The sequence below is a fragment of the Streptomyces sp. TRM68367 genome (genome assembly GCF_014495685.1).
Taxonomy (GTDB): Bacteria; Actinomycetota; Actinomycetes; order Streptomycetales; family Streptomycetaceae; genus Streptomyces.
Window position 1 is genome coordinate 41283 of sequence record NZ_JACTVI010000016.1, and the last position, 22833, is coordinate 64115.

General features: G+C 72.2%; 25 protein-coding genes. 16 read left to right on the forward strand and 9 right to left on the reverse strand.

Annotated elements, in window-relative coordinates:
• The first annotated feature begins 482 nt into the window (after nt 1-482).
• Nucleotides 483-1826, forward strand: coding sequence for a wax ester/triacylglycerol synthase family O-acyltransferase (locus H8R17_RS13730; RefSeq protein ID WP_187823449.1), 1344 nt, complete (start codon nt 483-485; stop codon nt 1824-1826).
• A 104-nt stretch (nt 1827-1930) separates the two neighbouring features.
• The gene (locus H8R17_RS13735) at nt 1931-3415 is read left to right on the forward strand and encodes an SDR family NAD(P)-dependent oxidoreductase (protein WP_187823450.1); all 1485 of its coding nucleotides are present in this window, start codon (nt 1931-1933) and stop codon (nt 3413-3415) included.
• A gap of 193 nt (nt 3416-3608) precedes the next feature.
• Here the strand turns inward: H8R17_RS13735 and H8R17_RS13740 are convergent, their stop codons facing one another.
• Together H8R17_RS13740 and H8R17_RS13745 are read right to left on the reverse strand one after the other, a co-directional pair.
• The gene (locus H8R17_RS13740; RefSeq protein ID WP_187823451.1) at nt 3609-4406 is read right to left on the reverse strand and encodes an SDR family oxidoreductase; all 798 of its coding nucleotides are present in this window, start codon (nt 4404-4406) and stop codon (nt 3609-3611) included.
• A 25-nt stretch (nt 4407-4431) separates the two neighbouring features.
• A complete protein-coding gene (locus tag H8R17_RS13745; protein ID WP_187823452.1) occupies nt 4432-4869 on the reverse strand; it encodes a hypothetical protein in 438 nt (145 codons plus the stop codon).
• Nucleotides 4870-5321: 452 nt separating this feature from the next.
• Here H8R17_RS13745 and H8R17_RS13750 point away from each other — a divergent pair, with 452 nt between their 5' ends.
• Together H8R17_RS13750 and H8R17_RS13755 are read left to right on the forward strand one after the other, a co-directional pair.
• Entirely contained in the window at nt 5322-5495 is a 174-nt protein-coding gene (locus H8R17_RS13750; protein ID WP_187823453.1) for a hypothetical protein, read from the forward strand.
• Nucleotides 5496-5553: 58 nt separating this feature from the next.
• Complete coding sequence (locus H8R17_RS13755; protein ID WP_187823454.1) at nt 5554-6036, forward strand: GNAT family N-acetyltransferase; 483 nt, start codon at nt 5554-5556, stop codon at nt 6034-6036.
• Nucleotides 6037-6123: 87 nt separating this feature from the next.
• Here the strand turns inward: H8R17_RS13755 and H8R17_RS13760 are convergent, their stop codons facing one another.
• From H8R17_RS13760 to H8R17_RS13775, 4 genes are all read right to left on the reverse strand, one after another.
• A complete protein-coding gene (locus H8R17_RS13760) occupies nt 6124-6315 on the reverse strand; it encodes a hypothetical protein (protein ID WP_187823455.1) in 192 nt (63 codons plus the stop codon).
• Between the two features lie 146 nt (nt 6316-6461).
• Entirely contained in the window at nt 6462-7004 is a 543-nt protein-coding gene (locus H8R17_RS13765) for a hypothetical protein (protein WP_187823456.1), read from the reverse strand.
• Between the two features lie 152 nt (nt 7005-7156).
• The gene (locus tag H8R17_RS13770) at nt 7157-8500 is read right to left on the reverse strand and encodes an amidase (protein ID WP_187823457.1); all 1344 of its coding nucleotides are present in this window, start codon (nt 8498-8500) and stop codon (nt 7157-7159) included.
• Nucleotides 8501-8649: 149 nt separating this feature from the next.
• Nucleotides 8650-8904 (reverse strand): hypothetical protein, encoded by a 255-nt coding sequence (locus H8R17_RS13775; RefSeq protein WP_187823458.1) that lies wholly within the window; start codon nt 8902-8904, stop codon nt 8650-8652.
• Nucleotides 8905-9167: 263 nt separating this feature from the next.
• Here H8R17_RS13775 and H8R17_RS13780 point away from each other — a divergent pair, with 263 nt between their 5' ends.
• From H8R17_RS13780 to H8R17_RS45680, 3 genes are all read left to right on the forward strand, one after another.
• On the forward strand, nt 9168-9728 hold the full coding sequence (locus H8R17_RS13780; RefSeq protein WP_187823459.1) for a hypothetical protein: 561 nt from the start codon (nt 9168-9170) through the stop codon (nt 9726-9728).
• A 352-nt stretch (nt 9729-10080) separates the two neighbouring features.
• Complete coding sequence (locus H8R17_RS46670; protein ID WP_262505233.1) at nt 10081-10494, forward strand: hypothetical protein; 414 nt, start codon at nt 10081-10083, stop codon at nt 10492-10494.
• A 29-nt stretch (nt 10495-10523) separates the two neighbouring features.
• Complete coding sequence (locus H8R17_RS45680) at nt 10524-10631, forward strand: DUF6355 family natural product biosynthesis protein (protein WP_316959393.1); 108 nt, start codon at nt 10524-10526, stop codon at nt 10629-10631.
• A 67-nt stretch (nt 10632-10698) separates the two neighbouring features.
• On the opposite strand, the gene H8R17_RS13790 is transcribed toward H8R17_RS45680, so the two are convergent.
• Together H8R17_RS13790 and H8R17_RS13795 are read right to left on the reverse strand one after the other, a co-directional pair.
• Entirely contained in the window at nt 10699-11112 is a 414-nt protein-coding gene (locus H8R17_RS13790; RefSeq protein ID WP_187823460.1) for a prolyl oligopeptidase family serine peptidase, read from the reverse strand.
• Between the two features lie 119 nt (nt 11113-11231).
• Nucleotides 11232-11933, reverse strand: a complete 702-nt coding sequence (locus H8R17_RS13795) for a FadR/GntR family transcriptional regulator (protein ID WP_187823461.1) — start codon at nt 11931-11933, stop codon at nt 11232-11234.
• Nucleotides 11934-12119: 186 nt separating this feature from the next.
• On the opposite strand from H8R17_RS13795, the gene H8R17_RS13800 reads away from it, so the two are divergent.
• The 8 genes from H8R17_RS13800 to H8R17_RS13835 all read left to right on the forward strand — a co-directional run bounded on the left by H8R17_RS13800 (nt 12120) and on the right by H8R17_RS13835 (nt 20094).
• A complete protein-coding gene (locus H8R17_RS13800; RefSeq protein WP_187823462.1) occupies nt 12120-13196 on the forward strand; it encodes a sugar ABC transporter substrate-binding protein in 1077 nt (358 codons plus the stop codon).
• The gene (locus tag H8R17_RS13805; protein WP_187823463.1) at nt 13193-14710 is read left to right on the forward strand and encodes a sugar ABC transporter ATP-binding protein; all 1518 of its coding nucleotides are present in this window, start codon (nt 13193-13195) and stop codon (nt 14708-14710) included. The genes H8R17_RS13800 and H8R17_RS13805 overlap by 4 nt, the downstream gene beginning before the upstream one ends.
• Nucleotides 14703-15749, forward strand: a complete 1047-nt coding sequence (locus tag H8R17_RS13810; protein ID WP_187823464.1) for an ABC transporter permease — start codon at nt 14703-14705, stop codon at nt 15747-15749. Before H8R17_RS13805 ends, H8R17_RS13810 begins: the two co-directional genes overlap by 8 nt.
• Nucleotides 15750-15841: 92 nt before the next feature.
• Nucleotides 15842-17209 (forward strand): L-fuconate dehydratase, encoded by a 1368-nt coding sequence (locus tag H8R17_RS13815; RefSeq protein ID WP_187823465.1) that lies wholly within the window; start codon nt 15842-15844, stop codon nt 17207-17209.
• Nucleotides 17206-17961, forward strand: a complete 756-nt coding sequence (locus H8R17_RS13820) for an SDR family NAD(P)-dependent oxidoreductase (RefSeq protein ID WP_187823466.1) — start codon at nt 17206-17208, stop codon at nt 17959-17961. The genes H8R17_RS13815 and H8R17_RS13820 overlap by 4 nt, the downstream gene beginning before the upstream one ends.
• Nucleotides 17958-18944 (forward strand): aldo/keto reductase, encoded by a 987-nt coding sequence (locus tag H8R17_RS13825; RefSeq protein WP_187823467.1) that lies wholly within the window; start codon nt 17958-17960, stop codon nt 18942-18944. Before H8R17_RS13820 ends, H8R17_RS13825 begins: the two co-directional genes overlap by 4 nt.
• Nucleotides 18941-19255, forward strand: coding sequence for an L-rhamnose mutarotase (locus tag H8R17_RS13830; RefSeq protein ID WP_187823468.1), 315 nt, complete (start codon nt 18941-18943; stop codon nt 19253-19255). Before H8R17_RS13825 ends, H8R17_RS13830 begins: the two co-directional genes overlap by 4 nt.
• Nucleotides 19240-20094 carry an amidohydrolase gene (locus tag H8R17_RS13835; protein ID WP_187823469.1) on the forward strand — a complete coding sequence of 285 codons (855 nt, stop codon included), beginning with the start codon at nt 19240-19242 and terminating at the stop codon, nt 20092-20094. The genes H8R17_RS13830 and H8R17_RS13835 overlap by 16 nt, the downstream gene beginning before the upstream one ends.
• On the opposite strand, the gene H8R17_RS13840 is transcribed toward H8R17_RS13835, so the two are convergent.
• Entirely contained in the window at nt 20082-21506 is a 1425-nt protein-coding gene (locus H8R17_RS13840) for a lipase maturation factor family protein (RefSeq protein ID WP_187823470.1), read from the reverse strand. The two genes, H8R17_RS13835 and H8R17_RS13840, sit on opposite strands and share 13 nt — an antisense overlap.
• A gap of 191 nt (nt 21507-21697) precedes the next feature.
• Between H8R17_RS13840 and H8R17_RS13845 the strand changes: the two genes are divergently transcribed.
• Nucleotides 21698-22822: a DUF6777 domain-containing protein gene (locus tag H8R17_RS13845; RefSeq protein ID WP_187823471.1), complete on the forward strand. Its 1125-nt coding sequence runs from the start codon at nt 21698-21700 to the stop codon at nt 22820-22822.
• The last annotated feature ends 11 nt before the right edge of the window (nt 22823-22833 follow it).

The following is a 22833-nucleotide window of genomic DNA, read 5'->3' on the forward strand; positions in this document are numbered from 1 at the left end:
CGGCTCCGCTCGACCAGGGGGCCCACCACCGGAACGGATCCACGCCGCATGGCAGGACTCGCGGTCAGCGGCGGCGCCGAAGGGTGGCCCTCGGCTCACCTAACGATCGCAAGGTGCTGAAGCCGGACCCGGCACGGCTGCGGGCGGCCGCCGCCCACGAGGCGCTGATCCGCGACGCCTCCCGGGCGACCCCGGCGGGCTGCCCGGCTGGGTCGCGCTGACCCCGTGCGGCAAGCGGGCCGGCCCACCGGTCGGCCCGCGCCCGTCGGAGTGGGGAACCTCACCACAGAGCACGCCACCACCTGCGCCGATGTGACCCATGCGCCCCATGAGTCCCGCCTCTCCCGGGCCCTCCTGCGGAGCGGCGGGACGGCGGCGGGACTTAATCTGCTGTTAACTGTGCGTAGCTTGATCGTACTTGACCGTAATCGCTTACCCACGTTTGACTGCTGATCCACCCATCGTCGACGCGAGGCAAGCCCTTGACTGCTGACCTGCTCGCTCCCCTCGACCTGGCGTTCTGGAACATCGAGTCCGCCGAGCACCCGATGCACCTCGGCGCGCTCGGGATCTTCACGGCCCACTCGCCCGCCGCGGGCGCCCACGCGGCGGACCTGCTGGCGGCCCGCGCCGCCGCCGTTTCCGGCCTCAGGATGCGCATCCGGGACGTGTGGCAGCCGCTCGCCCTGCCGCTGACCTTCCCGCCCGCCTTCGGCGGCGCCGCGCGCGAGCCCGACCCGGGCTTCGACCCCCTGAACCACGTCCGGCTGCACGCCCCGGCCGACGACTTCCACACGGCGGCCGGACGGCTCATGGAACGCCCGCTGGAGCGCAGCCGCCCGCCGTGGGAGGCCCATGTGCTGCCCGGCGAGGACGGCATGTCCTTCGCCGTGCTGTTCAAGTTCCACCATGCCCTCGCCGACGGGCTGCGGGCGCTGACCCTGGCCGCCGCGATCCTCGACCCGATGGACATGCCCGCGCCCCGCCCCCGCCGCGAAGAGCCCCCGCGCGGGCTGCTGCCGGACGTGCGCAGGCTGCCGGGGCTGGTCCGCGGCGCCCTGTCCGACGCGGGCCGGGCCCTCGACATCGGCGCCTCAGTCGCCCGCTCCACCCTGGGCGTGCGCTCCTCGGCCGCGCTCACCTGCGAGCCCTCCGGCACCCGCCGCACCGCCGGTGTGGCCGTCGACCTCGACGACGTGCAGCGCATCCGCAAGTCCGAGGGCGGCACCGTCAACGACGTCCTGATCGCGGTCGTCGCGGGTGCCCTGCGCCGCTGGCTCGACGAGCGCGGCGACGGCAGCGCGGGTGTGGCGCCCCGCGCCCTGATCCCCGTCTCCAAACGCCGTCCGCGCACCGCCCACCCACAGGGCAACCGGCTGTCGGGCTACCTGATACGGCTCCCCGTCGGCGACCCCGACCCGCTGGGGCGCCTGGAGACCGTCCGTACGGCCATGGACCGCAACAAGGACGCCGGCCCCAACCGGGGCGCGGGCGCCGTCGCGCTGCTCGCCGATCACGTCCCGGCGCTCGGCCACCGGCTCGGCGGACCCCTGGTCGGCCAGGCCGCGCGGCTCTGGTTCGACATCCTCGTCACCAGCGTCCCGCTGCCCAGCCTCGGCCTGAAGCTCGGCGGCCACCCGCTCGCCGAGGTCTACCCCTTCGCTCCGCTGGCCCGCGGCCAGTCCCTGGCGGTGGCGATCTCGACGTACCGCGGGCGCGTCCACTACGGGCTGGTCGCCGACGGAGAGGCCGTACCGGACCTCGGCCGGCTCGCCCGGGCCGTGTCCGAGGAGGTGGAGACGCTGCTCACAGCCTGCGGCCCCTGACGGGACGGGTTTGGCGGCACGGCCCGGCGCTCCGTAAAATCCCCGGTTCGACAGCCGACGCGAGCAGAGCGCGGCGGCGCACGAGCAGGGAAACGGCAACGGCGATGACGGTGACAGAGGACGGCCCGCAGACCACGGACGAGGTGACTGCGCCCGCGTACGGTCCCGGCATCGCCCCCGAGCGCCTGGCCGTCTGCCTCAGCGTGCTCGAAGAACTAGACAAGCTGGACGTGGACCACCCCGACGCGATCAAGGTACGCCGGGCCACCTCGCACATCTACCGCAGCGTCAAGCAGCGCCGCCGCCAGCAGCGCCGGGCCGCCAAGACCGCCCACGACAAGGCGGTCACCGAGGCCACCGCCACCGGCTCCGCCGAGCGCGTCGACGACGAGACCGAGGGCATCCTGCCCTCGTCGAAGATCGAGCCGGGCAGGATCGCGGGCGTACTCCAGCGCCCGCGCTCCTGCTACATCTGCAAGACCCGCTACGTCGAGGTCGACTACTTCTACCACCAGCTCTGCCAGAAGTGCGCCGCCGAGAACCGCGCCCGGCGCGAGGCCCGCACCGACCTCACCGGCAAGCGGGCGCTGCTCACCGGCGGCCGTGCCAAGATCGGCATGTACATCGCGCTCAGGCTGCTGCGCGACGGCGCCCACACCACCATCACCACGCGGTTCCCGAACGACGCCGTCCGCCGCTTCAGGGCCCAGCCCGACAGCGACGACTGGATCCACCGCCTGAAGATCGTCGGCATCGACCTGCGCGATCCCGCACAGGTCGTGTCCCTGGCCGACTCGGTGGCCGCCGCGGGCCCGCTGGACATCCTGATCAACAACGCGGCCCAGACCGTGCGGCGCTCCCCGCAGGCCTACAGCGAGCTGGCCGCCGCAGAGTCCGCCCCGCTGCCCGCCGGTGAACTGCCCGCCGCCGAGGTGATCGGCACCTTCGGCTCCGGCGCGGTCGCCGCGCTGCCCGTGGCCGGGGGCGGCGCCTTGACCGCCCGGGACGTCACCGACCTCGCGCTCGTCTCCGGCTCCGCGTCCCTGGAGCGCATCGCGGCCGGTACGGCGATCGACGCGGGCGGGCTCGTCCCCGACCTGCACGACAGCAACAGCTGGGTGCAGACGGTCGAGGAGGTCACGCCGGTCGAGCTGCTGGAGGTCCAGCTGTGCAACTCGACGGCTCCGTTCCTCCTCATCAGCCGCCTGCGCCCGGCCATGGCCGCCGCCACGGCCCGCCGCACCTACATCGTCAACGTCTCCGCCATGGAGGGCGTCTTCGCCCGCGGCTACAAGGGCGCAGGGCACCCGCACACCAACATGGCCAAGGCCGCCCTGAACATGCTCACGCGCACCAGCGCCCAGGAGATGTTCGACAAGGACCGCATCCTGATGACGGCCGTCGACACCGGCTGGATCACCGACGAACGCCCGCACCCCGACAAGGTCCGCCTCGCCGAGGCCGGCTTCCACGCCCCGCTCGACCTGATCGACGGCGCGGCCCGGGTGTACGACCCGATCGTGCGCGGCGAGGCGGGCGAGGACCTGTACGGCGTCTTCCTGAAGGACTACGCGCCGGGCAAGTGGTGAGGCCGGTTGTCCGCTGGTTCGTCGGCAGGGCGTCGGCCTACCGTGATGCGCGAGCGCCGGAGTGCCCGGTGCGCAGGTCATGTGTTCTTCGTGGTTCGATCCCAGGCAGGTCCGCCCGCGGGCCTGTCGCCCTGCCGGAGGGCACCGCGTTGCCGACGTGACCTCGGGCACCGCGGACGTGCATGCGCCGGGCTCAGGGCGCCTGCGTCCGCAGCCGCTCGTGCACCGTGTACGCCCCCGAGGTGTTCGCGGCCCGCACCCGTGTCCCGCCGTCCACCAGCAGGTCCGCCCCCGTCACCCAATCGGCCGCGTCCGACGCCAGCCACAGCACCGCCCGCGCGACATCCTCCGGCTCCCCGATCCGCCCGAGCGGCAGCCCGGCCGCCACCTCGCGCTCGCCCGGCTCCCACACGAAGCGTGCCATCTCGGTGCGGACCAGGCCGGGGGAGACGGAGTTCACCCGCACCCGGGGCGCCAGCTCTCCCGCCAGCTGCCGGGTCAGATGCAGCAGCGCCGCCTTGCTCGTGCCGTACGCGCCCACGTTCGGGCCGACGTGCCCCGCTCCCTCCGTGCACACGTTGACCACCGCGCCGCCGTGCTCGGCCAGCCACGCCCGCCACGCGCACTGCACCAGCCTCAGCGGCGCCTCCACGTTCACCGCGAACGCCGTACGCCACGCCTCGGGATCGGCGTCCATGAGCGGCCCGTACGGCTGGTTGGTCGCCGCGTTGTTCACCACGATGTCGATCCGCCCGAACGCGCGCAGCGCCAGCTCCGTCACCTCACGCGGATGATCCGGGTCGGCGACGTCCCCCGCGAGCCCGACACCGTCCAGCTCCCTCGCCGTGCGCCGCACCGCGCCGGCGTCCCGCGCGGTCACGCACACCCGTGCCCCCGCCGCGGCCAGTGCCGCTGCCACGGCGCGCCCGATCCCGCGCGTGGCCCCGGTCACCACCGCGGCCCTGCCCTCGAGCCCGTACGACGCCATCACCGGCGTACCGTCTCATGACGAACCGTCAGTCAACAGCCCCGAGGCGGGAGTTGCGGGCCGCGAGCAGTTCCAGCACGGTGCGCCAGTCCTCCGGCACCCCCGCGTCGAACCCGGCGAGGCGGCCCTCCACGTCCGCCTGGCGGAGCAGGAGCAGGTCGTCGTCGGCCGGGGCGTACCCGCGCACCAGGGCGGAGACCCGCTCACCGAGCAGCGCCCGCACCGCGTCGGCCGCGTGGTCGGCGCGCCCCGCCGGGTCGCCGGGGCCCAGCAGCTGCCCGAGGGGACGCACCAGACCGGCCACCTGCAGCTCCTTGTCCGCGGGCCGGCTGCGGCGCAGCAGCGCGGCCGTCCGCAGCGCGTGATCGTGCGCGTCGACCGGGGTGCCGCCGGGGCCGGGTGCGTCCCGGGTGCCCCGGCAGGCGTACAGCAGATCCATCAGCTCCTCGACGCTGCGCAGCTCCATGCGTCAGTCCTCCCGCGAGACAGCCGTTGCCGTACGGCAGCAGATCATGGTGAGCTTTCGATTCAGCCAACGGCACTTGAACTGCGTCACAGGGCGTCCATCCGGCGCTACGCCGTACGAGTGAAGCGCATATCCCCTGATACTTAACAGAGATGCGCAATTCACGGCAGGGAATGCGGGCGACTTGCAAAGTTAACCCATGTTTTCAGCCCCATCGAGCGCGCCCCCGCTCATTTGGTTAATCTGGGAGCCGACGGACAGCAGTACGGGGTCCTACCCACACCCATGGTCCGTCATGGGACAAGCCGGTACACAACGGCCTGATCTCGTACGAGTTACCGGCGCCACCGCGTCCGAACTGCTTTCGACTCAGACCCGAGCGGACGTCAGGCACCAGGCCGTAGAACTGGGTCGAGATGTCCCGAGGGTGACCGACACATAAGGAGTGCGCGGTGACACCGGAGAAGACGAATCGCGAACAGCGCCCCAAGGAACGCCCGGAGCGCGCGGGCCGCCGGCCCGAGGAGATCGGCAGCCTCGACGTGTGGGCCCGCTCCGCCCCCATTCGCCTGGCGGGCTACGAGGACGACCTCGCCGAGCCCCACATCCTGCCCAGCGTCGACTGATTCCACGCTGCACCCCCTTCGCGATCGCCGACGGCATGGGCGTGCGACACTCACGCCCATGCTGATCAGGCAAGCAACGGCCGACGACTGGCCTCGCATCTGGCCCTTCTGGCACCGCATCGTCGCCGCCGGCGAGACCTACGCCTGGGACCCGGACACCTCCGAGGAGCAGGCCCGCGCCCTGTGGATGGCCCCGGCCAAACGCGTCTACGTCGTCGAGGACGACACCGGCACGGTCGTCGCCTCCGCGTACCTCACCCCCAACTACGGCGGCCCCGCCGCTCGCATCGCCAACGCCGGCTTCGTGGCCGATCCCGATCACGGCGGCCGCGGCGTCGGCCGGGCCCTCGCCGAACACCTCCTGGCCGAGGCCCGCACCGCCGGCTACCGGGGCATGGTGTTCAACGCCGTCGTCGAGACAAACCCGGCCGTACGCCTGTGGACCTCCCTCGGCTTCACCGTCCTCGGCACCGTCCCGAAGGCCTTCGACCATCCCCGGCACGGCCTGGTCGGCTTGCACATCATGTACAGGGCTCTGTGACTCCGCGCGCCTCCATGTCCGGCCCGCGCACCATCACGGGCCGCCGCCCGGTGGGCACCAGGTGCGCGGAGAGTGCTTTCGCGTCGGTCACCGCGACACCACGGCACTGAGCAGGATGGCCACGGCGGCGCCCTGCTGCGGGTCGCGGTCCGGCTCACCGCTGACGATGTCCGCCGGGATCCAGATCGCGAGCGTCAGTGCCTCCGTGAGCACGCACAGGACAGCGAGGACGATCGCCGTGCGCGTACGGGCGAGCCGCCGCAGGGTCTGCATGCGCATCGTCGCCCAGGGACGCCGGGCGGGCGCCCTCTCCGGCGCCGTGACGAGCAGCCGGACCAGGGCCTGGTCGACGGCGCGTTCCGACGTCCCGACCAGCCGCAGGGCGGTCTCCCGCTGATCGGCGGTGAGCCCCGAGGTGACCCCGGTCAGCGCGAGGTCCGCGGCGTTCGTGGTGCGCTGCTCGGCGGTGAGGTGTGCGGTTTGGCCGCCCGCCTGCGTATCAGGTGGGTCAGGACGAGCAGCGCGGCGAAGCTCGCGTAGATGATGCCGGCGGCCGGCTGGTAGAAGTAGCCCGGCTCGTCCGTGACCTGCTTGCCGACCTCGTCGATGAAGAGCCCGAAGCCCACGCCTCCGACCCCGGCGGCCACCCTGCGGGCCGCCCGTCCGATCAGGCAGAGCGCGAGGAGCACCGCCGCCATCATCAGCAGTCCGCCCCACAGCATGTGGGTTATGTGCAGATGACTGTCGCCGCCCCCGCCCAGCTTGGGGTAGCCGGCCTGCGCCAGGAAGGCCCGGGTGGCCAGCACCGTGGCGATCCCGGACAACGCGAACAGGTTGACGTACGCGGCGGCGCCGGCGGCCCGCACCAGGGCGCGGGAGCGTGCGGTGCCGGCCCCGCGCGCAGTGCCGACTTCGCGCGCGGTGCCGCCCTCATGTGACGCACGAGGCGCACGTAATGGCCAAGCCATGGTTCCCCCTCCTTGCCGGACCCCCGCGGGGGCCGGACTCCCGCAGGACTTCCAGCATGGCCCGGCGATCACGCCACCGTGATCCGGGAACACCCCGACCCGACCCTCACCCGTCCCCTAGGGCCAATCCGGTCCGGCTCCCGCCCGGCGGCTCAGTCCAGCGGTGCCGTCCGCCGCCACGGATGCCGCTGCTCCAGCTGCCCGGCCAGGTCCAGCAGCTCCGCCTCCGTCCCCGGACGGCCCACCAGCTGGACCGCGCACGGGGCGCCCGAGGGAAGGGTGCCGAACGGGACGGACATCGCGGGCCAGCCAGTCAGGTTCCACGGGGGTGTCAGGGGCGAGTACTGGGAGTTGGCCAGCACGTTGCGCAGCCAGCCCCGTTCGTGCCAGGCGGCGGCCTTGGGGGAGCGGCGGGCGAGTGTCGGCGTGAGGAGGACGTCGTACTCGGCGAAGAAGGGCTCAAGGCGGCGGCGCAGCTCCTCGCGGGCGGTGCCGGTGCGCACGGTGTTCACGAAGCGGCGGCCGATGGTGGCGTGCACCCGGGTGCGCCGGGGCAGCCGCCGCGGGTCCAGGCCGTCGGCGTCTACGGCCGTGCCCGCCGTCCAGTGGGCGAGCGAGGTGAGGGTCAGCGACGCCGGGTAGGGCGGGTCGGCGCGCCGTACCTGGTGGCCCGCCTTCATCAGCACGCCGGCCGCCTCGCGCGCGGCGGTGGCGTACGGCTTGCTGATGGTGACGCCGGCGACGGGGCTGCGCAGCGACACGGCGATTCTGCGCATGCCGGGCGCGTCCTGCCGTACGACCTCACCGTCGGCGAGGACGGACAGCAGCAGGCGGGCGTCCTCGACCGTGGTCGCGAGCGGGCCGTTCTCGGACATGCCGAACCAGTCGCCGTCGCTGATGCCCGCCGGGACCACGCCGTGCCCCGGTTTGAGGGTGACCAGGCCGCAGTTGGCGGCGGGTATGCGCAGCGAGCCCATGCCGTCGTTGCCGAGTGCGATCGGCACCATGCCGGCGGCGACCGCGGCCGCGCTGCCGCCCGAGGAACCGCCCGCCTGGCGGGAGAGGTCCCACGGGTTGCGGGTGGTGCCCAGCACGCCCTCCGTGGTGCCGAAGACGCACAGCTCCGGCACGTTCGTGAGCCCCACGACCACCGCGCCCGCCGCGCGCAGCCGGGCCACGGTCACGTGGTCCTCCCCGGCGGGCGTGTCCGGCGTGGCGGTGGTGCCCAGGCGCCGGGACTCGCCGCGCACGGGGAGGTTGTCCTTGACGGCCACGGGCACCCCGGCCAGCGGGAGTCCGGTCAGGTCGGCGCGGGCGGCCACCTCGTCCGCCTCGGCGAGCGCCCGCTCCGCCCGCACCGTGCGGAAGGCGCCGACGCGGTCGTCGAGCCGCTCGATCCGGGCAAGGTGCTCGGCCACCACCTCGCGGGGCTCGGCCCGCTTCTCGCGTACGGCGGCGGCTATCTCGACGGCGGTGCGGCCGACCCAGCTGGTCACTCGGGCTCCTCGGGGTGCGGTGGGACGGGCGTACTGGCGAGTATGTCAGGAAGAACTGTGCACCGGAGCGGGCCGTACGTCGAGAGTGTCGTCCTTGGACACGAGGGTCATCCGACCAATTGCTCAACTGCTCTGACTTGCCGCCTGATCTACGAGGTGCCGCCGCTGCCGCTGCCGCTGCCGCTGCCGCTGCCGCTGCCGCTGCCGCTGCCGCTGCGTCGCTCGTCGCTGCCGATGCTGTTCCCGCTGGGCCGGGCCCTGACGAAGGGCAAGAAGGACCGCACGACCTGGGTCGGGTACGACGCGCTCGCCCGCATGCGCCAGTACATCGACCAGGACCGGTCTGCGTCGGCCGAGGGGTTCGTGTGGCGTCCGCCGTGGCGGTTGGGGGGGAGCCGCTGCACGTGGAGGCCCCGGGCTGGGAGGGCACCACGATCAACGGCGTGCGTAGCCGTGGGTGTTGACCTGATCGACCAGGGGACGTGTGTTCCTCCGAACGAGTGGCAAGGGGGCGCTCAGGGGCGTTCAGAACAAGGGTGTGTACTCACACGCGGGACATCACCTCCTGTGCGCCGCCCCTCACCCATTCGGCGGCTATATGCACCCATATGGCGCCCATATCTTTGCAAAGGCACATCAGCTCATGGCGCTCTGTCCGGGAGGACCCATGCCACATCTGCGTACACGCATCGCTGCCGTCATCGCGGCCAGCCTTCTTGCCGCCACCGCTACCGGTGCCGCCGTCAGTGCCGCGGCAGCCGCACCGCACCGCCCCGCCGTCGTCGCCGCTGAACCGCATGGAGGCATCGCCTACCTGCCATCGAACTTCGACCTCCAGCCGCTCGCTCCAAACAGCTGGCACAGCACCGGCCTGCAGGTCACGCTCCCCGAGGCCGGGACCTACGACCTCGACCTGGACGTCCGCGGGCTGGTCGGCGCCGTCCCCCCGGTCACCGCCTGGGTCTCCGCCCAGCTCTACAACGTCACGGACAGCAAAGCCCTGCCGGACAGCGACCGGTTGGTTGCCCACCTGCGCGAACCCGTCCCCGCCCCAGGCGTCTACGTCGACAACCAGAGAACCGCACCGATGAGTGAGCGCATCACGGTCGACAAACCGACGACCATCCGGCTGGAGGCCAGGCGGACCGGCGCAACGACGGCTTCCCGGATCATGTCTGACTCCAACGGCAAGACATCGTTCCGCTACGAGCGGGTCTTGCTGCCCTGATCTGACGCCTACCTGACGGGTCCGGAGGCCGGCGTCACTGCCTGAGATGACACGCCGTCGAGTAGTACACGGCCTTCGGACTCGCTGAGATCCTTCGCCGACTCCATGCGCCGGTACGGCCTCAAGACCGGCGTCTACTCCCCGGGCGACGAGAACCAGTACCTGCACGGCCTGTACGCCAACGGCAGCCCGCACAGACCGCGTGGTCCCGGCACCCGGTCGAGGGCGACGACCGGGTGCCGGGCCGCACGTTCACCCTCCCTGCCACCGACTACGGCGCCCACGTGCTCAACCAGCTCTACGAAGTCCTCACCGAGTACGGCCCCGTCGACGAGGTCTGGGCCGCAACTCCGTGCTGCTGCTCAACGTCCCGCCGGATACCGACGGGTTGCTGCCCGCCGCCGACGTGGCGCGGCTGCGGGAGTTCCGTGAGCGGGTCGACAGGGAGCTGCCCGAGGACCTGGCGCGCGGCGGCCGGACCAGTGCGGCGCCGGGGCGGGTCACCGTCGACCTCGGCGCGGACCTGGAGGCGGACCGGATCCGGCGGGCGGAGGACATCCGGTACGGGCAGCAGGTGGAGGGCTTCGTGGTCGAGGCGTTCCGCGACGGCCGCTGGGCGGAGGTGACGCGGGCCGGCGTGATCGGCGCGAGCCGGATCCTGCTGCTGGCAGCTCCCGTGCGGGCGCGGCGGTGGCGGGTGCGGGTGACGGCGGCCCGAGGGGCCGTACGGATCGCGGAGTTCGGGATGTCCCGGTCCCGGGTCTGAGAGTTCCCAACGGACCGCACTCGCTCGCGGTGGAGGTCTGGGGTCCGAACTACGAGAAGTTGGTGGCGCCGGGCAAGACCTGGCTCGGATCCGCCGGCAAGATCGACGGCGCGTTCTGCACCGGGCGGACCTGCTGACCGCCGCACAGGTCCTTCCGGGGCGGACGAGGGCCCCGGAGCAGTGGCCGGATGCCGAACGGTGGGTTCAGCGCAGATGGCGTTCGAAGAAGGCCGTCGTGGCGTCCATCGACTCCGGCCACTGGGGGCCGAACGTGTGGCCCTCGCCCTCGTACGTCCTCAGCTGGACGTCCTTGCCCGCCGCCTCGAACCCGGCGACGGTGCGGCGCGTCCAGGCGATGGGGCAGGTGTCGTCGGCGGCGCCGTGGTGGATCAGCAGGGGCTCGGTGACGCGGTCGACGTAGGTGAGGGGTGACGCCTCCCGCCAGAACTTCGGGTTCTCCTCGGGGGAGCCGTGCGCGGCCTCGATGTCGTCGGCGACGGCATCGCCCTCGCGGCGCTGGAAGTGCTGGAAGTTGTCGGCTGCGCGCGAGCTGACCGGCGCGAACACCGCCGCCGCGTCGACCAGTCCGGGCGCCACCACCAGCGCGTTGTAGACCACGCCGCCGCCGACGCGCGAGGGCCCGCACCACCCGGCGGGCCTTCTCGTGTCGCGGTTCCCGTCGCCACGCGCTACCTACTGCGTGAGCTGACCGGGTCGGCGGCGCAGCCACGCGCCACCTACTGCGCGAGCCGACTGCGCATCCACTGCTCCACCTCGCCCACGTGCGCGGCCGCCGCCGCCCGCGCCGCTTCCGGGTCGTGGGCGACCAGGGCGCGGTGGATCGCGGCGTGCTCGCGGCGGGTGCGGGCGAAGGCGCCCTCCTCCTGGTAGCCGCGCCAGACCCGGGCGCGGAAGGTGCGCGAGGACAGGCCCTCCAGGATCGCGGCCATCGTCTCGTTCCCGGCGGCGACCGCGATCTCGCGGTGGAACGCCAGGTCGTGCGCGAGGATCTCCTCGGGGTCGTCGGTGGCGTTCATCGCCGTCAGGTGCTTCTCGACCTCGGCGAGCTGGTCCGGCGTGATCCGCGCGGCGGCCAGTGCGGTCGCCGTCGACTCCAGGATGCGGCGCACCTCCAGCAGTTCGACCAGGCGCGGGCCGCGGGAGAGGTCGGCGACGACCCCGAACGTCTCCAGCAGGTCGCCGGCCTCCAGCTGCGTGACGTAGATACCCGAGCCGTGCCGGGCCTCCAGCACGCCCAGCACCGTGAGCGCGCGGATCGCCTCCCGCATCGAGCTGCGGGAGATGCCCAGCTGCGCGGCCAGGTCACGCTCGGTCGGCAGCCGCTGGCCCGGCTCCAGGCGGCCCTCGGCGATCATCGCCTTGATCTGCTCGATGGCGCGCTGCGTCACGCTGCCCTTCTGCGGGGCCGTCTCGTCCACGCCGTTCCTCCTGTCGCCCGGTGCGCCAGCAGTCTAACCCTGGAGTGGTCCGACCAATATGGGTCAGAACCGGAAAATCTGCCGTCCGAGGGTGTTGTTCCGGGGAAGTGGTCTGATAAATATGCGGGCATCTGCTCGAACTCTGCTCCAGACCCAGCTCGAACACGCTCAACGAGGAGCCGCCAGATGCCCGGCAGGACAGTGCGGAAGAAGCGGAACAGGTCCCGGATCGTCGGCGCGGTGGCCCTGGCCGCAGGCGCCTCCCTCGCGCTCGCCGCGTGCGGCAGCACCAAGGACACCGGCGCCGCGAGCGCCGGGGGCGGCGACGGCAGCGGCAAGGTCGGGGTGATCCTGCCCCTGCTGACTTCGCCGTTCTGGCAGTCGTACAACGACTACGTGCCCAAGATGGCCAAGTCCGAAGGCGTGGACGCGCTGAAGACCGTCAACTCCAACAGCGATCCCTCGCAGCAGATCACCGACATCAACAACCAGCTCAACCAGGGCGTCAAGGGCCTGGTCGTCGCCCCGCTGGACAGCGCCGCCATCGAGGCCGGACTCGATCAGGCCGAGCGCAAGGGCGTGCCGGTTGTCGCCGTGGACGTGGCGCCGGACAAGGGCAAGGTCGCCATGGTCGTACGGGCGAACAACGTCGCCTACGGCGAGAAGGCCTGCCAGTATCTCGGCAAGCGGATCCCCTCCGGCAAGGTCGTGCAGATCATGGGCGACCTCGCCTCGGTCAACGGCCGCGACCGCTCCGAGGCGTTCCGCGCCTGCGTGAAGAAGAACTTCCCCAAGCTGAGGGTCCTGGAGATCCCGGCCAAGTGGGAGTCCGACACCGCGGCCTCCAAGCTGGACACCCTCCTCAACGCCAACCCGGACATCAAGGGCATCTACCTGCAGGCGGGCGGCGTCTACCTCGCACCCACCCTCCAGACCCTGAAGTCCAAGGGCATGTTGAAGAAGGCCGGTCAGCCCGGCCACATCGCGATCGTCTCCAACGACGGCATCCCGCAGGAGTACGACGCCATCCGCAGGGGCGAGATCGACGCGACCGTCTCCCAGCCCGCCGACGCCTACGCCAAGTACGGCATGTACTACATCAAGGCGGCGATGGAGGGGAAGACGTTCAAGCCGGGCCCGACGGACCACGACTCCACGATCGTGAAGCTGCCCAGCGGCATCCTGGAGGACCAGCTGCCCGCGCCGCTGGTGACCAAGGACAACGTCGACGACCCCAAACTCTGGGGCAACACGGTCAAATGAGGACGACCGTGATCACAACCCTCGCCGAGGCACGCGACGTCGTCAAGCGGTACGGCCCCACCACCGCCCTCGCCGACGGCCGCCTCACTGTCCTCCCCGGCGAGTCCCACGCCCTCGTCGGCCGCAACGGCGCCGGCAAGTCCACCCTGGTCCGCATCCTCACCGGCCTTGAGGCACCCGACGGCGGCACCGTCCGCTTCGACGGCGACCCCGCGCCCCCGCTCGCCGACCGCGACGCCTGGCGCCGCAAGGTGGCCTGCGTGTACCAGCACCCCACGGTCGTCCCGGAGCTGACCGTCGCCGAGAACCTCTTCATCAACCGGCAGCCGCTGCGGCGCGGGTTCATCAGCTGGCGCCGGTTGCAGTCCGAGGCCACCGAGCTGCTCGACACCTGGGACGTGCGGGTCGACCCGGAGGCGCGCACCGACGACCTCAAGGTCGAGGACCGGCAGATGGTGGAGATCGCCCGGGCACTCAGCTTCGGTGCCCGCTTCATCATCCTCGACGAGCCCACCGCACAGCTCGACAACCGTGAGATCGAGCGGCTGTTCAGCCGCATGCGGGCGCTCCAGGACTCCGGCGTCACCTTCCTGTTCATCTCGCACCACCTCCAGGAGGTCTACGAGGTCTGCCAGACCGTCACGGTCCTCAGGGACGCCCGCTGGATCACCACCGCACCGGTCGCCGAACTCCCGCGCCAGGCGCTGGTGCAGGCCATGGCGGGCGAGGCCGTCGCCGAGCAGGAGGCGATCGCCGAACAGGCCGTACAGGAAAGGGTCGTCGACACATCCCCTGTCCTCCTCGACGTGCGTGGCCTGAGCGCGCAGGCGTACGAGAACGTCGACCTCAGCGTCCGCCGCGGTGAGGTCGTCGGACTCGCCGGGTCCAGCGCCAGCGGCAAGATCGAGCTGGCCGAGTCCTTCGCGGGCCTGTACACGCCGGACAGGGGAGCGGCCCGCCTCGACGGAGACCCCCTGCCGTTCGGGGACGTGCGGGCCGCCCTCCGGTCCGGTGTCGGCTGCGTGCCCCGCGACCGGCACGAACAGGGCCTGGTCGCCGGGATGACCATCGGCGACAACGCCACCCTGAGCGTCCTGGACCGGCTCGGCCGCCACGGCTTCGTCGGCACCGACCGCAAACGCGGCGTGGCCACCGCGCTGATCGAACGCCTCGACATCCACACCGAGGGCCCCGAGCAGCCCGTCTCCGACCTCTCCGGCGGCAACGCCCAGAAGGTCGTCATGGCCCGCGCCCTGGCCTCCGACCCCCGGCTGCTGGTGCTCATCAACCCCACCGCGGGCGTCGACGTGAAGTCCAAGGAGTCCCTGCTCGCCCGCGTGGACAGCGCCCGCGACGACGGCACCGCCGTTCTCGTCGTCTCCGACGAACTCGACGACCTCAGGCGCTGCGACCGCGTCCTCGTCCTCTTCCACGGTCGCGTCGTCGCCGAGCACCCGGCGGGCTGGCGCGACCACGAGCTGATCGCCTCCATCGAAGGAGTGGACCATGGCTGAAGGAGTGGACACGGCCGACACCGAGGCGGCCCCGCCGCTCGCGCCGGACAAGACCCCGGCCGCGCGGTCGGCCCGGACCGTCCTGCTGCGCCGCGCCCGCGAACTCGCCCTCGTCCCGGCCCTGTTGCTGCTCATGGTGCTCGGCACGCTGGTCAACGACTCGTTCCTCACCGAGCGCAACCTGATCTCCATCCTCGGCGCCTCGGCCGCCCTCGCGATGGTCGTGCTCGCCGAGTCGCTGGTGCTCATCACCGGCAAGTTCGACCTGTCCCTCGAATCCGTCGTCGGCATCGCACCCGCCGTGGGAGCCCTTCTGGTGCTGCCGGCCGCCCAGTCCGGCTGGGGCACCGAACTCCCCGCCGCCCTCGCCCTGCTCGCGATCCTCGTCGCGGGCGCGGCCGTCGGCGCCTTCAACGGCATCCTCGTCGTGAAATTCAAGCTGAACGCGTTCATCGTGACGCTCGCGATGCTGATCGTGCTGCGCGGACTGCTCGTCGGCGCGACCAAGGGCAAGACACTGTTCGGGATGCCGGACGCCTTCTACTCGCTGGCGACCACCACCTTCCTGACGGTCCCGATGTCGGTGTGGCTCGCCGCGGCGGCCTTCGCCATTGCCGGGCTGGTGCTGAAGTACCACCGCGTCGGACGCGCCCTGTACGCCATCGGCGGCAATGCGGACGCGGCGCGAGCGGCCGGCATCCGGGTCGAGCGCGTCATGCTCGGCGTGTTCGTCATCGCGGGCGTCCTCGCCGCCGTCGGCGGGCTCATGCAGACCGGGTACGTCGGCGCGATCAGCGCCAACCAGGGCCAGAACATGATCTTCACCGTGTTCGCGGCGGCCGTGATCGGCGGCATCGCCCTCGACGGCGGCAAGGGCACCATGTTCGGCGCCCTCACCGGCGTCCTCCTCCTGGGCGTCGTACAGAACCTGCTCACCCTCGCCCAGGTGCCGTCCTTCTGGATCCAGGCCATCTACGGCGGGATCATCCTCGTCGCCCTCATGATCGCCCGCGTGACCACGGGGCGCGCACAGGACTGACCGCCGTGACTCCCGGATTCCGACCGACCCCGCCGACCCCGCCGACCCCGACCGACCCAGCGACTTCCCTGCCGCCGACCGAAAGGCCGTCCGTGTCCGCGACCCCCGTCCGCATCACCGCTGTCGACACCCACGACATCCGGTTCCCCACCTCGCGCGAGCTCGACGGCTCCGACGCGATGAATCCGGATCCCGACTACTCCGCCGCGTACGTCGTGCTGCGCACGGACGCCGCCGACGGACCGGAGGGGCACTTGGAGGGGCACGGATTCGCCTTCACCATCGGGCGGGGCAACGACGTGCAGGTGGCCGCGATCGACGCGCTGCGCGGACACCTGCTCGGCCGGTCGGTCGACGAGCTGTGCGCCGACCCGTCCACCCTGAACCGCGACCTGATCGGCGACAGCCAGCTGCGCTGGCTCGGACCCGAGAAGGGCGTGATGCACATGGCGATCGGCGCGGTCGTCAACGCCGTGTGGGACCTGGCCGCCAAGCGCGCGCACAAGCCGCTGTGGCGGCTGCTGGCGGAGGCCGAGCCCGAATGGCTGGTGCGCCAGATCGACTTCCGGTACATCACGGACGCCCTCACACCCGAGGAGGCGCTGGCGATCCTCGGACGGGGGAGGCAGGGCGCCGAGGAGCGCGCGGCCCGCCTGCTGGAGCGCGGCTACCCCGCCTACACCACCTCCGCGGGCTGGCTCGGCTACGACGACGACAAGCTCACCCGGCTCGTCGCCGAGGCGGTCGCCGACGGCTTCCGGCAGATCAAGCTCAAGGTCGGCGCCGACCTCGACGACGACATCCGCCGCTGCCGGGTCGCCCGCGCGGTCGTCGGCCCGGACGTGCGCATGGCGATCGACGCCAACCAGCGCTGGGACGTCGACGAGGCGATCCGCTGGACGCAGGCCCTCGCCGGGTTCGACCCGTACTGGATCGAAGAGCCCACCAGCCCCGACGACGTGCTCGGCCACGCCGCGATCCGCAAGGCGGTCGCCCCGGTGAAGGTCGCCACCGGCGAGCACGTCCACAACCGGATCGTCTTCAAGCAGCTCCTCCAGGCCGGAGCCGTCGACATCGTCCAGATCGACGCGGCCCGCGTGGGCGGCGTCCCCGAGAACCTCGCGATCCTGCTGCTCGCCGCCAAGTTCGGCGTGCCGGTCTGCCCGCACGCCGGCGGCGTCGGCCTGTGCGAACTCGTCCAGCACCTGTCGATGTTCGACTACGTGGCCGTCTCCGGCACCACCGAGGACCGGGTCATCGAGTACGTCGACCATCTGCACGACCACTTCCGCGACCCGGTGGTGATCCGCGAGGGTCACTACACGGCACCCACCGCGCCCGGATTCTCGGCCGCCATGCGCCCCGAGTCCATCGCGCGGTACACCTATCCCGGCGGCACCTTCTGGGCCGCCGACCTCGACACGCGGACGAACCCTGACAAGGAGGGGCACGCGGCATGAGCGACTTCGAGGGCCTGAAGGCCCTGGTGACGGGCGGCGCCTCCGGCATCGGCCGGGCCACCGCAGACCTCCTCGCCGAGCGCGGCGCGCAGGTCGCCGTCCTCGACCTGGACCCGTCGTCGGTCGACAAGCCACTCCTGGCGTTCCGCGCCGACGTCACCGACGACACCTCGGTCCGCGAGGCGGTGGCGGCCGCCGTCGACGGCCTCGGCGGCCTCGACGTCCTGGTCAACAACGCCGGGATCGGCGCCCAGGGCACCGTCGAGGACAACTCCGACGACGAGTGGCGGCGCGTCCACGACGTCAACGTCCTCGGCATGGTCCGCACCACCCGCGCCTGCCTGCCCCAGCTGCGCGCCTCACGGCACGCGGCGATCGTCAACACCTGCTCCATCGCCGCCACCGCCGGTCTGCCGCAGCGCGCCCTGTACAGCGCGACCAAGGGCGCCGTGTACTCCCTCACCCTCGCCATGGCCGCCGACCACGTCCGCGAGGGCATCCGCGTCAACTGCGTCAATCCGGGGACCGTGGACACCCCGTGGGTGGGCCGCCTGCTCGACGCGGCCGACGATCCCGCCGCCGAGCGCGCCGCCCTGGAGGCACGCCAGCCCACCGGTCGCCTGGTGAGCGCCGCCGAGGTCGCGGGCGCCATCGCCTACCTCGCCGGCCCGCTGTCCGGCGCCACCACTGGCACCGCCCTCGCCGTGGACGGCGGCATGCAGGGCCTGCGACTGCGACCGGTGGCCCGGTGAACCGGCTCGGCAGGAGCGGCGTCGAGATCAGCCCCCTGGCCTTCGGCACCTCCGGCATCGGCAACCTGTACACCGAGGTCGGCGAGGCGCAGGCGCGAGAGGCCGTGGACGCCGCCTGGCAGCGCGGCATCCGCTACTACGACACCGCTCCGCACTACGGCCTGGGCCTCGCCGAACGGCGCCTGGGCGACGCCCTCCGCGACCGGGACCGCGCGCAGTACACGCTCTCCACCAAGGTGGGCCGACGGCTCGAACCGGCCGACTCGCCGGGCGACGACCTCGCAAGCGGCTTCGCCGTCCCCGCCACCCACCGCCGCGTGTGGGACTTCAGCGCCGACGGCATCCGCCGCACTCTGGACGCCAGCCTGCACCGCCTCGGCCTCGACCGCGTCGACGTCGTCTACCTGCACGACCCCGACGAGCATGCCGATCAGGCCTTCCGGGAGGGCTATCCGGCGCTGGAGAAACTCCGCTCCCAGGGCGTGGTCGGCGCGATCGGCGCCGGCATGAACCAGGCGAAGATGCTCACCCGTTTCGTTCAGGACACCGACATCGACGTCGTGCTGTGCGCGGGCCGCTACACGCTCCTCGACCAGAGCGCCCTTGACGAACTGCTGCCCGCGGCGCAGGGACGCGGGGTCTCGGTGGTGATCGGAGGCGCCTTCAACTCCGGCCTGCTGGCCGCGCCGAAGCCGGGAGCGACGTACAACTACGCCGAGGCGCCCGGCGAGTTGCTCAAGCGTGCCCTGCGCCTGAAGTCCATCGCCGACCGGCACGGCACCACCCTGCGCGCCGCCGCCCTCGCCTTCTGCGCCGCCCACCCGGCCGTCGCCGGCGTCCTCGTCGGCGCCCGTTCGGCGCACGAGGTGCGCGACTGCGCCCACCAGTTCGCGGCGCCCGTGCCTGCCGCCTTCTGGCAGGAGCTGCGCGAGAAGGACCTGCTGCCCGCCGACGCCCCCGTACCCGCCGAGGAGCCGTCATGAGAGTCGCCCTGCACACCAAGGTCCGCGCCGACCGCATCGCCGAGTACGAGGCCGCCCACCGCGAGGTACCGACGGAACTCACCGACGCGATCCGCGCCGCCGGCGCCACCTCCTGGACGATCTGGCGCAGCGGCACCGACCTGTTCCACGTCCTGGAGTGCGAGGACTACGCCCGCCTCCTCGCCGAGCTGGAGAAGCTGCCGGTCAACGTCGCCTGGCAGGCCCGCATGGCCGAGCTGCTGGACGTCGTGCACGACTACTCCGGCGACGGCGCCGACGCGGGCCTGCCCGTCGTATGGGAGCTGCCGTGACCGTCGTCGACGCGCACCACCACGTGTGGGACCTGTCCGTGCGCGACCAGGACTGGATCACCGGGCCCGAACTGCAGCCGCTCCGCCGCGACTTCACAATGGCGGACCTCGCACCCGAGGCGAGCGCCGCCGGGGTCGGCCGCACGGTCCTCGTCCAGACGATCACCGTGCCGGAGGAGACCCCCGAGTTCCTGGCCCTGGCCGACGAACACGAGCTGATCGCCGGCGTGGTCGGCTGGACCGACCTCACCCGCCCGGACGTGACCGACGAACTGGCCCGGCTGCGGGAACTCCACGGCGGGCAGTACCTGAAGGGTATCCGCCACCAGGTGCAGGGCGAGCCGGACCCGCAGTGGCTGCTGCGCGCGGACGTACGGCGGGGCCTTGCCGCCGTGGCCGACGCTGGGCTGGTCTACGACCTGGTCGTCCTGCCGCACCAGCTGCCGGCGTGCGTCAAGGCGGCCGAGGCGCTGCCGCAGCTCACGTTCGTCCTCGACCACCTGGGCAAGCCGCCCATCGCCTCCGGAGCACGCGAACCCTGGGCGTCCGGCATGCGCGCCCTCGCCGCGCTGCCCCACACGGTCGGCAAGCTTTCCGGGCTGGTCACCGAGGCCGACCGGGCCGCCTGGACCGTCGGGGACCTCCGGCCGTACACCGACATCGCGCTGGACGCCTTCGGACCCGGCCGGCTGATGTTCGGCTCGGACTGGCCGGTGTGCACGCTCGCCGCGCCGTACGGCGACGTACTCGGCGCGGCACGGGAGTTGACCAAGGGCCTCGACGACGGTGAACGCGCCCAGGTCTTCGCGGACACCGCCGCCCGCGTTTACGGCCTCTGAGCCAGCTCCGCCAGCCGCGTCGGCGGCAGGTACTCCCGCACGTACGTCCGGTCCCAGCACGCGCCCGTCTCCCGCAGCTCGCGCCAGGTCGTGTAGCGGTAGCGGAAGAGACGGGCGCGGATGTAGCGCGGCGGCGCGTCCGGCGGGAACGGGGAGCGGCGCAGCAGCTTCAGCGTGGCACGGTCGTTCTCCAGCAGCCGCTCCACCAGCGCGCCGAACCACGCCCCGGCGTACGCGGGGGACAGGGCGGCGAACCACATCAGCCAGTCCAGGCGCAGATGGTACGGGGCGAACTGGCGCGGCCAGTGCCGCGGATCACCCGGCTTGCCCTTGAACTCGTACTCCCGCCAGTCTGAGTCCTCGCGCGGCACGTCGTCCGCGGTGCCCTCGATCACCACCTCGTACCGGACCCGGCTGACGCTGCCGAACGCCCCGTAGGTGTTGACCAGATGCAGCGGGTCGAAGGAGCGGTTCATGATCTGGCGGCGGGAGATCATGTTCGCGACCGGGTGGTAGCTCAGGCCCACGAGCAGCGCGGCGACCGCGAGGACCACGACCTGGTACCACAGCGGCGCCTCCGGCACTGATGACGGTGCGGTGCCCTGGAAGTCCACCGCGGACAGGGCCAGCACGATGGTGATCCAGTTCAGCCAGGAGAAGTTGCCCGACAGCACCAGCCACAGCTGGGTGACGATCATCAGGGAGGCTGCGGCCGTCGCGATCGGCTGGGGGGTGAAGAGGAGGACGGGCACCACGAGTTGAGTGACGTGGTTCGCGGCCGTCTCGACCCGGTGCAGGGGCCTCGGCAGATGGTGGAAGAACCAGCTCAGCGGGCCCGGCATCGGCTGGGTCTCGTGGTGGTGGTCGAGGCACGTCAGCTTCCGCCAGCACGCGTCGCCGCGCATCTTGATCAGCCCCGCGCCGAACTCGACCCGGAACAGGATCCACCACAGCAGGAACAGCACGACGACCGGCGGCGCAACGTCGTCGTTGCCGAGGAAGGCGGCGAGGAAGCCCACCTCCAGCAGCAGCGACTCCCAGCCGAACGAGTACCAGGTCTGGCCCACGTTGACGATCGACAGATACAGCGCCCACGGCACCAGCCACAGCAACATGGCGCCCCACAGCGGCAGCAGCGAGTCGAGCCCCGCGGCCAGCGCCGCCGAAACCGCGACCCCCGACCAGGCGCACCCCGCGAAGAACCGGTCCGAGTAGTGCAGCTGGAACACGCTCGGCGCCACCCGGAACGACACCTGCTCCACGAACCGCGGCACGGGCAGCATGCCGCGCTGCCCGATCAGCGCGCGGAACTGCAGGGCCGCCGTCAGGAACGCGACCAGGTACAGGCCGGCCAGCGCACGCTGGAAGACCAGCCGGCTCAGCCAGTAGTCGGGTGCGGTGAACCACTCCACGGCCGCGTACGCCCTCCTTTGCGGCTAGACCGCCGCCGCTCTCGCGGACCTGGCTGGTCGTCGTCGTGGTTGCTCAATTGGTGGTTGCGGTTCTCGCTGCCTCCTATCCTGGCCCTTCCTCAGGTTGCGAGCCAAATGAGTGCGCTGCAGACAATTGGGAGGAATTATCCGAGACGAGGCGGGAGGACGAGGTGCGGGCACCCACCGGAATCGTCGTGACGTCCTGCGCGCTCTCGGCGGCGCTCCTCCTCGTCGCAGGCTGCGGTGGCGGCCACGACTCCGGCGACTCCGGCGCGAGCGGGGAGCTGTTCCTCCAGCCGGTCGCGGACCGGGGCCCGGACCCCTTCACCGCCTCCACGGTCACCTCGACCGGCACCCCGCCCCCGGCGGCCCCCCGGACACCGGCGACGGCACCGGCCGAGAGCTCACCGGCCGCCCTGCGCGGAGTGCGCTCCGTCTCCGGCGGGACGCCCGGCCTGTACGGCGGCACCGAGCGGATCGGCAGCTGCGACGTCGGGCGGCAGATCGGCCACCTCTTCGCCGACCGGGCCAGGACCCGCGCCTTCGCGCAGATCGCCGGCGTCTCGCCGGCCTCGGTCCCGGACTACCTGCGCGGGCTGACCCCGGTCGTACTGCGCGCCGACACGCGCGTCACCAACCACGGCTTCCGCGCCGGACGGACCACCGCCTACCAGTCGGTGCTCCAGGCCGGTACCGCCGTCCTCGTCGACAACCGGGGCGTGCCGCGCGTGCGCTGCGCCTGCGGCAACCCGCTGAAGCCGCCGGTCGCGATGCACGGCACCGCGGCCAGCAGCGGACGGTCCTGGTCCGGCTACCGGCCCGCCGACGTGATCGTGGTGACCCCGGCCCCGCGGGCGATCACCAACATCACCATCCTCAGCGTCATCACCCACACCTGGATCGAGCGGCGGCTCGGCCACGACGTCCGCCGCGACCGTCCCGTACGCCCGCCGGACAAGGTCACCAAGACCCGCACGCCCACCCCGTACGACCGCGCCTCCAGCGGCGGGAGTTCCACGCCGGACGACTGCCTCACTCCCACGGCCACGGGGATGACCGGCCGCGCCGATGAGCCGACGGACGACCCGTGGACCGACGAACCGGCGGACGCCTCCCGGACCGACGAACCCACAGACTGCCCCTCGGCCACCGTCACCGCCACACCCCCGACGACGACCAAGCCCGACCGCCCGAGCGTCGCCACGCCCGACACCGACGACGAGATCGGCCCCGACACCGTGCCGGAGACCCCCAACCTGCCCGACGGCGGCGGACCGATCCCGGACGCCCCGTAGGACCGTTACGG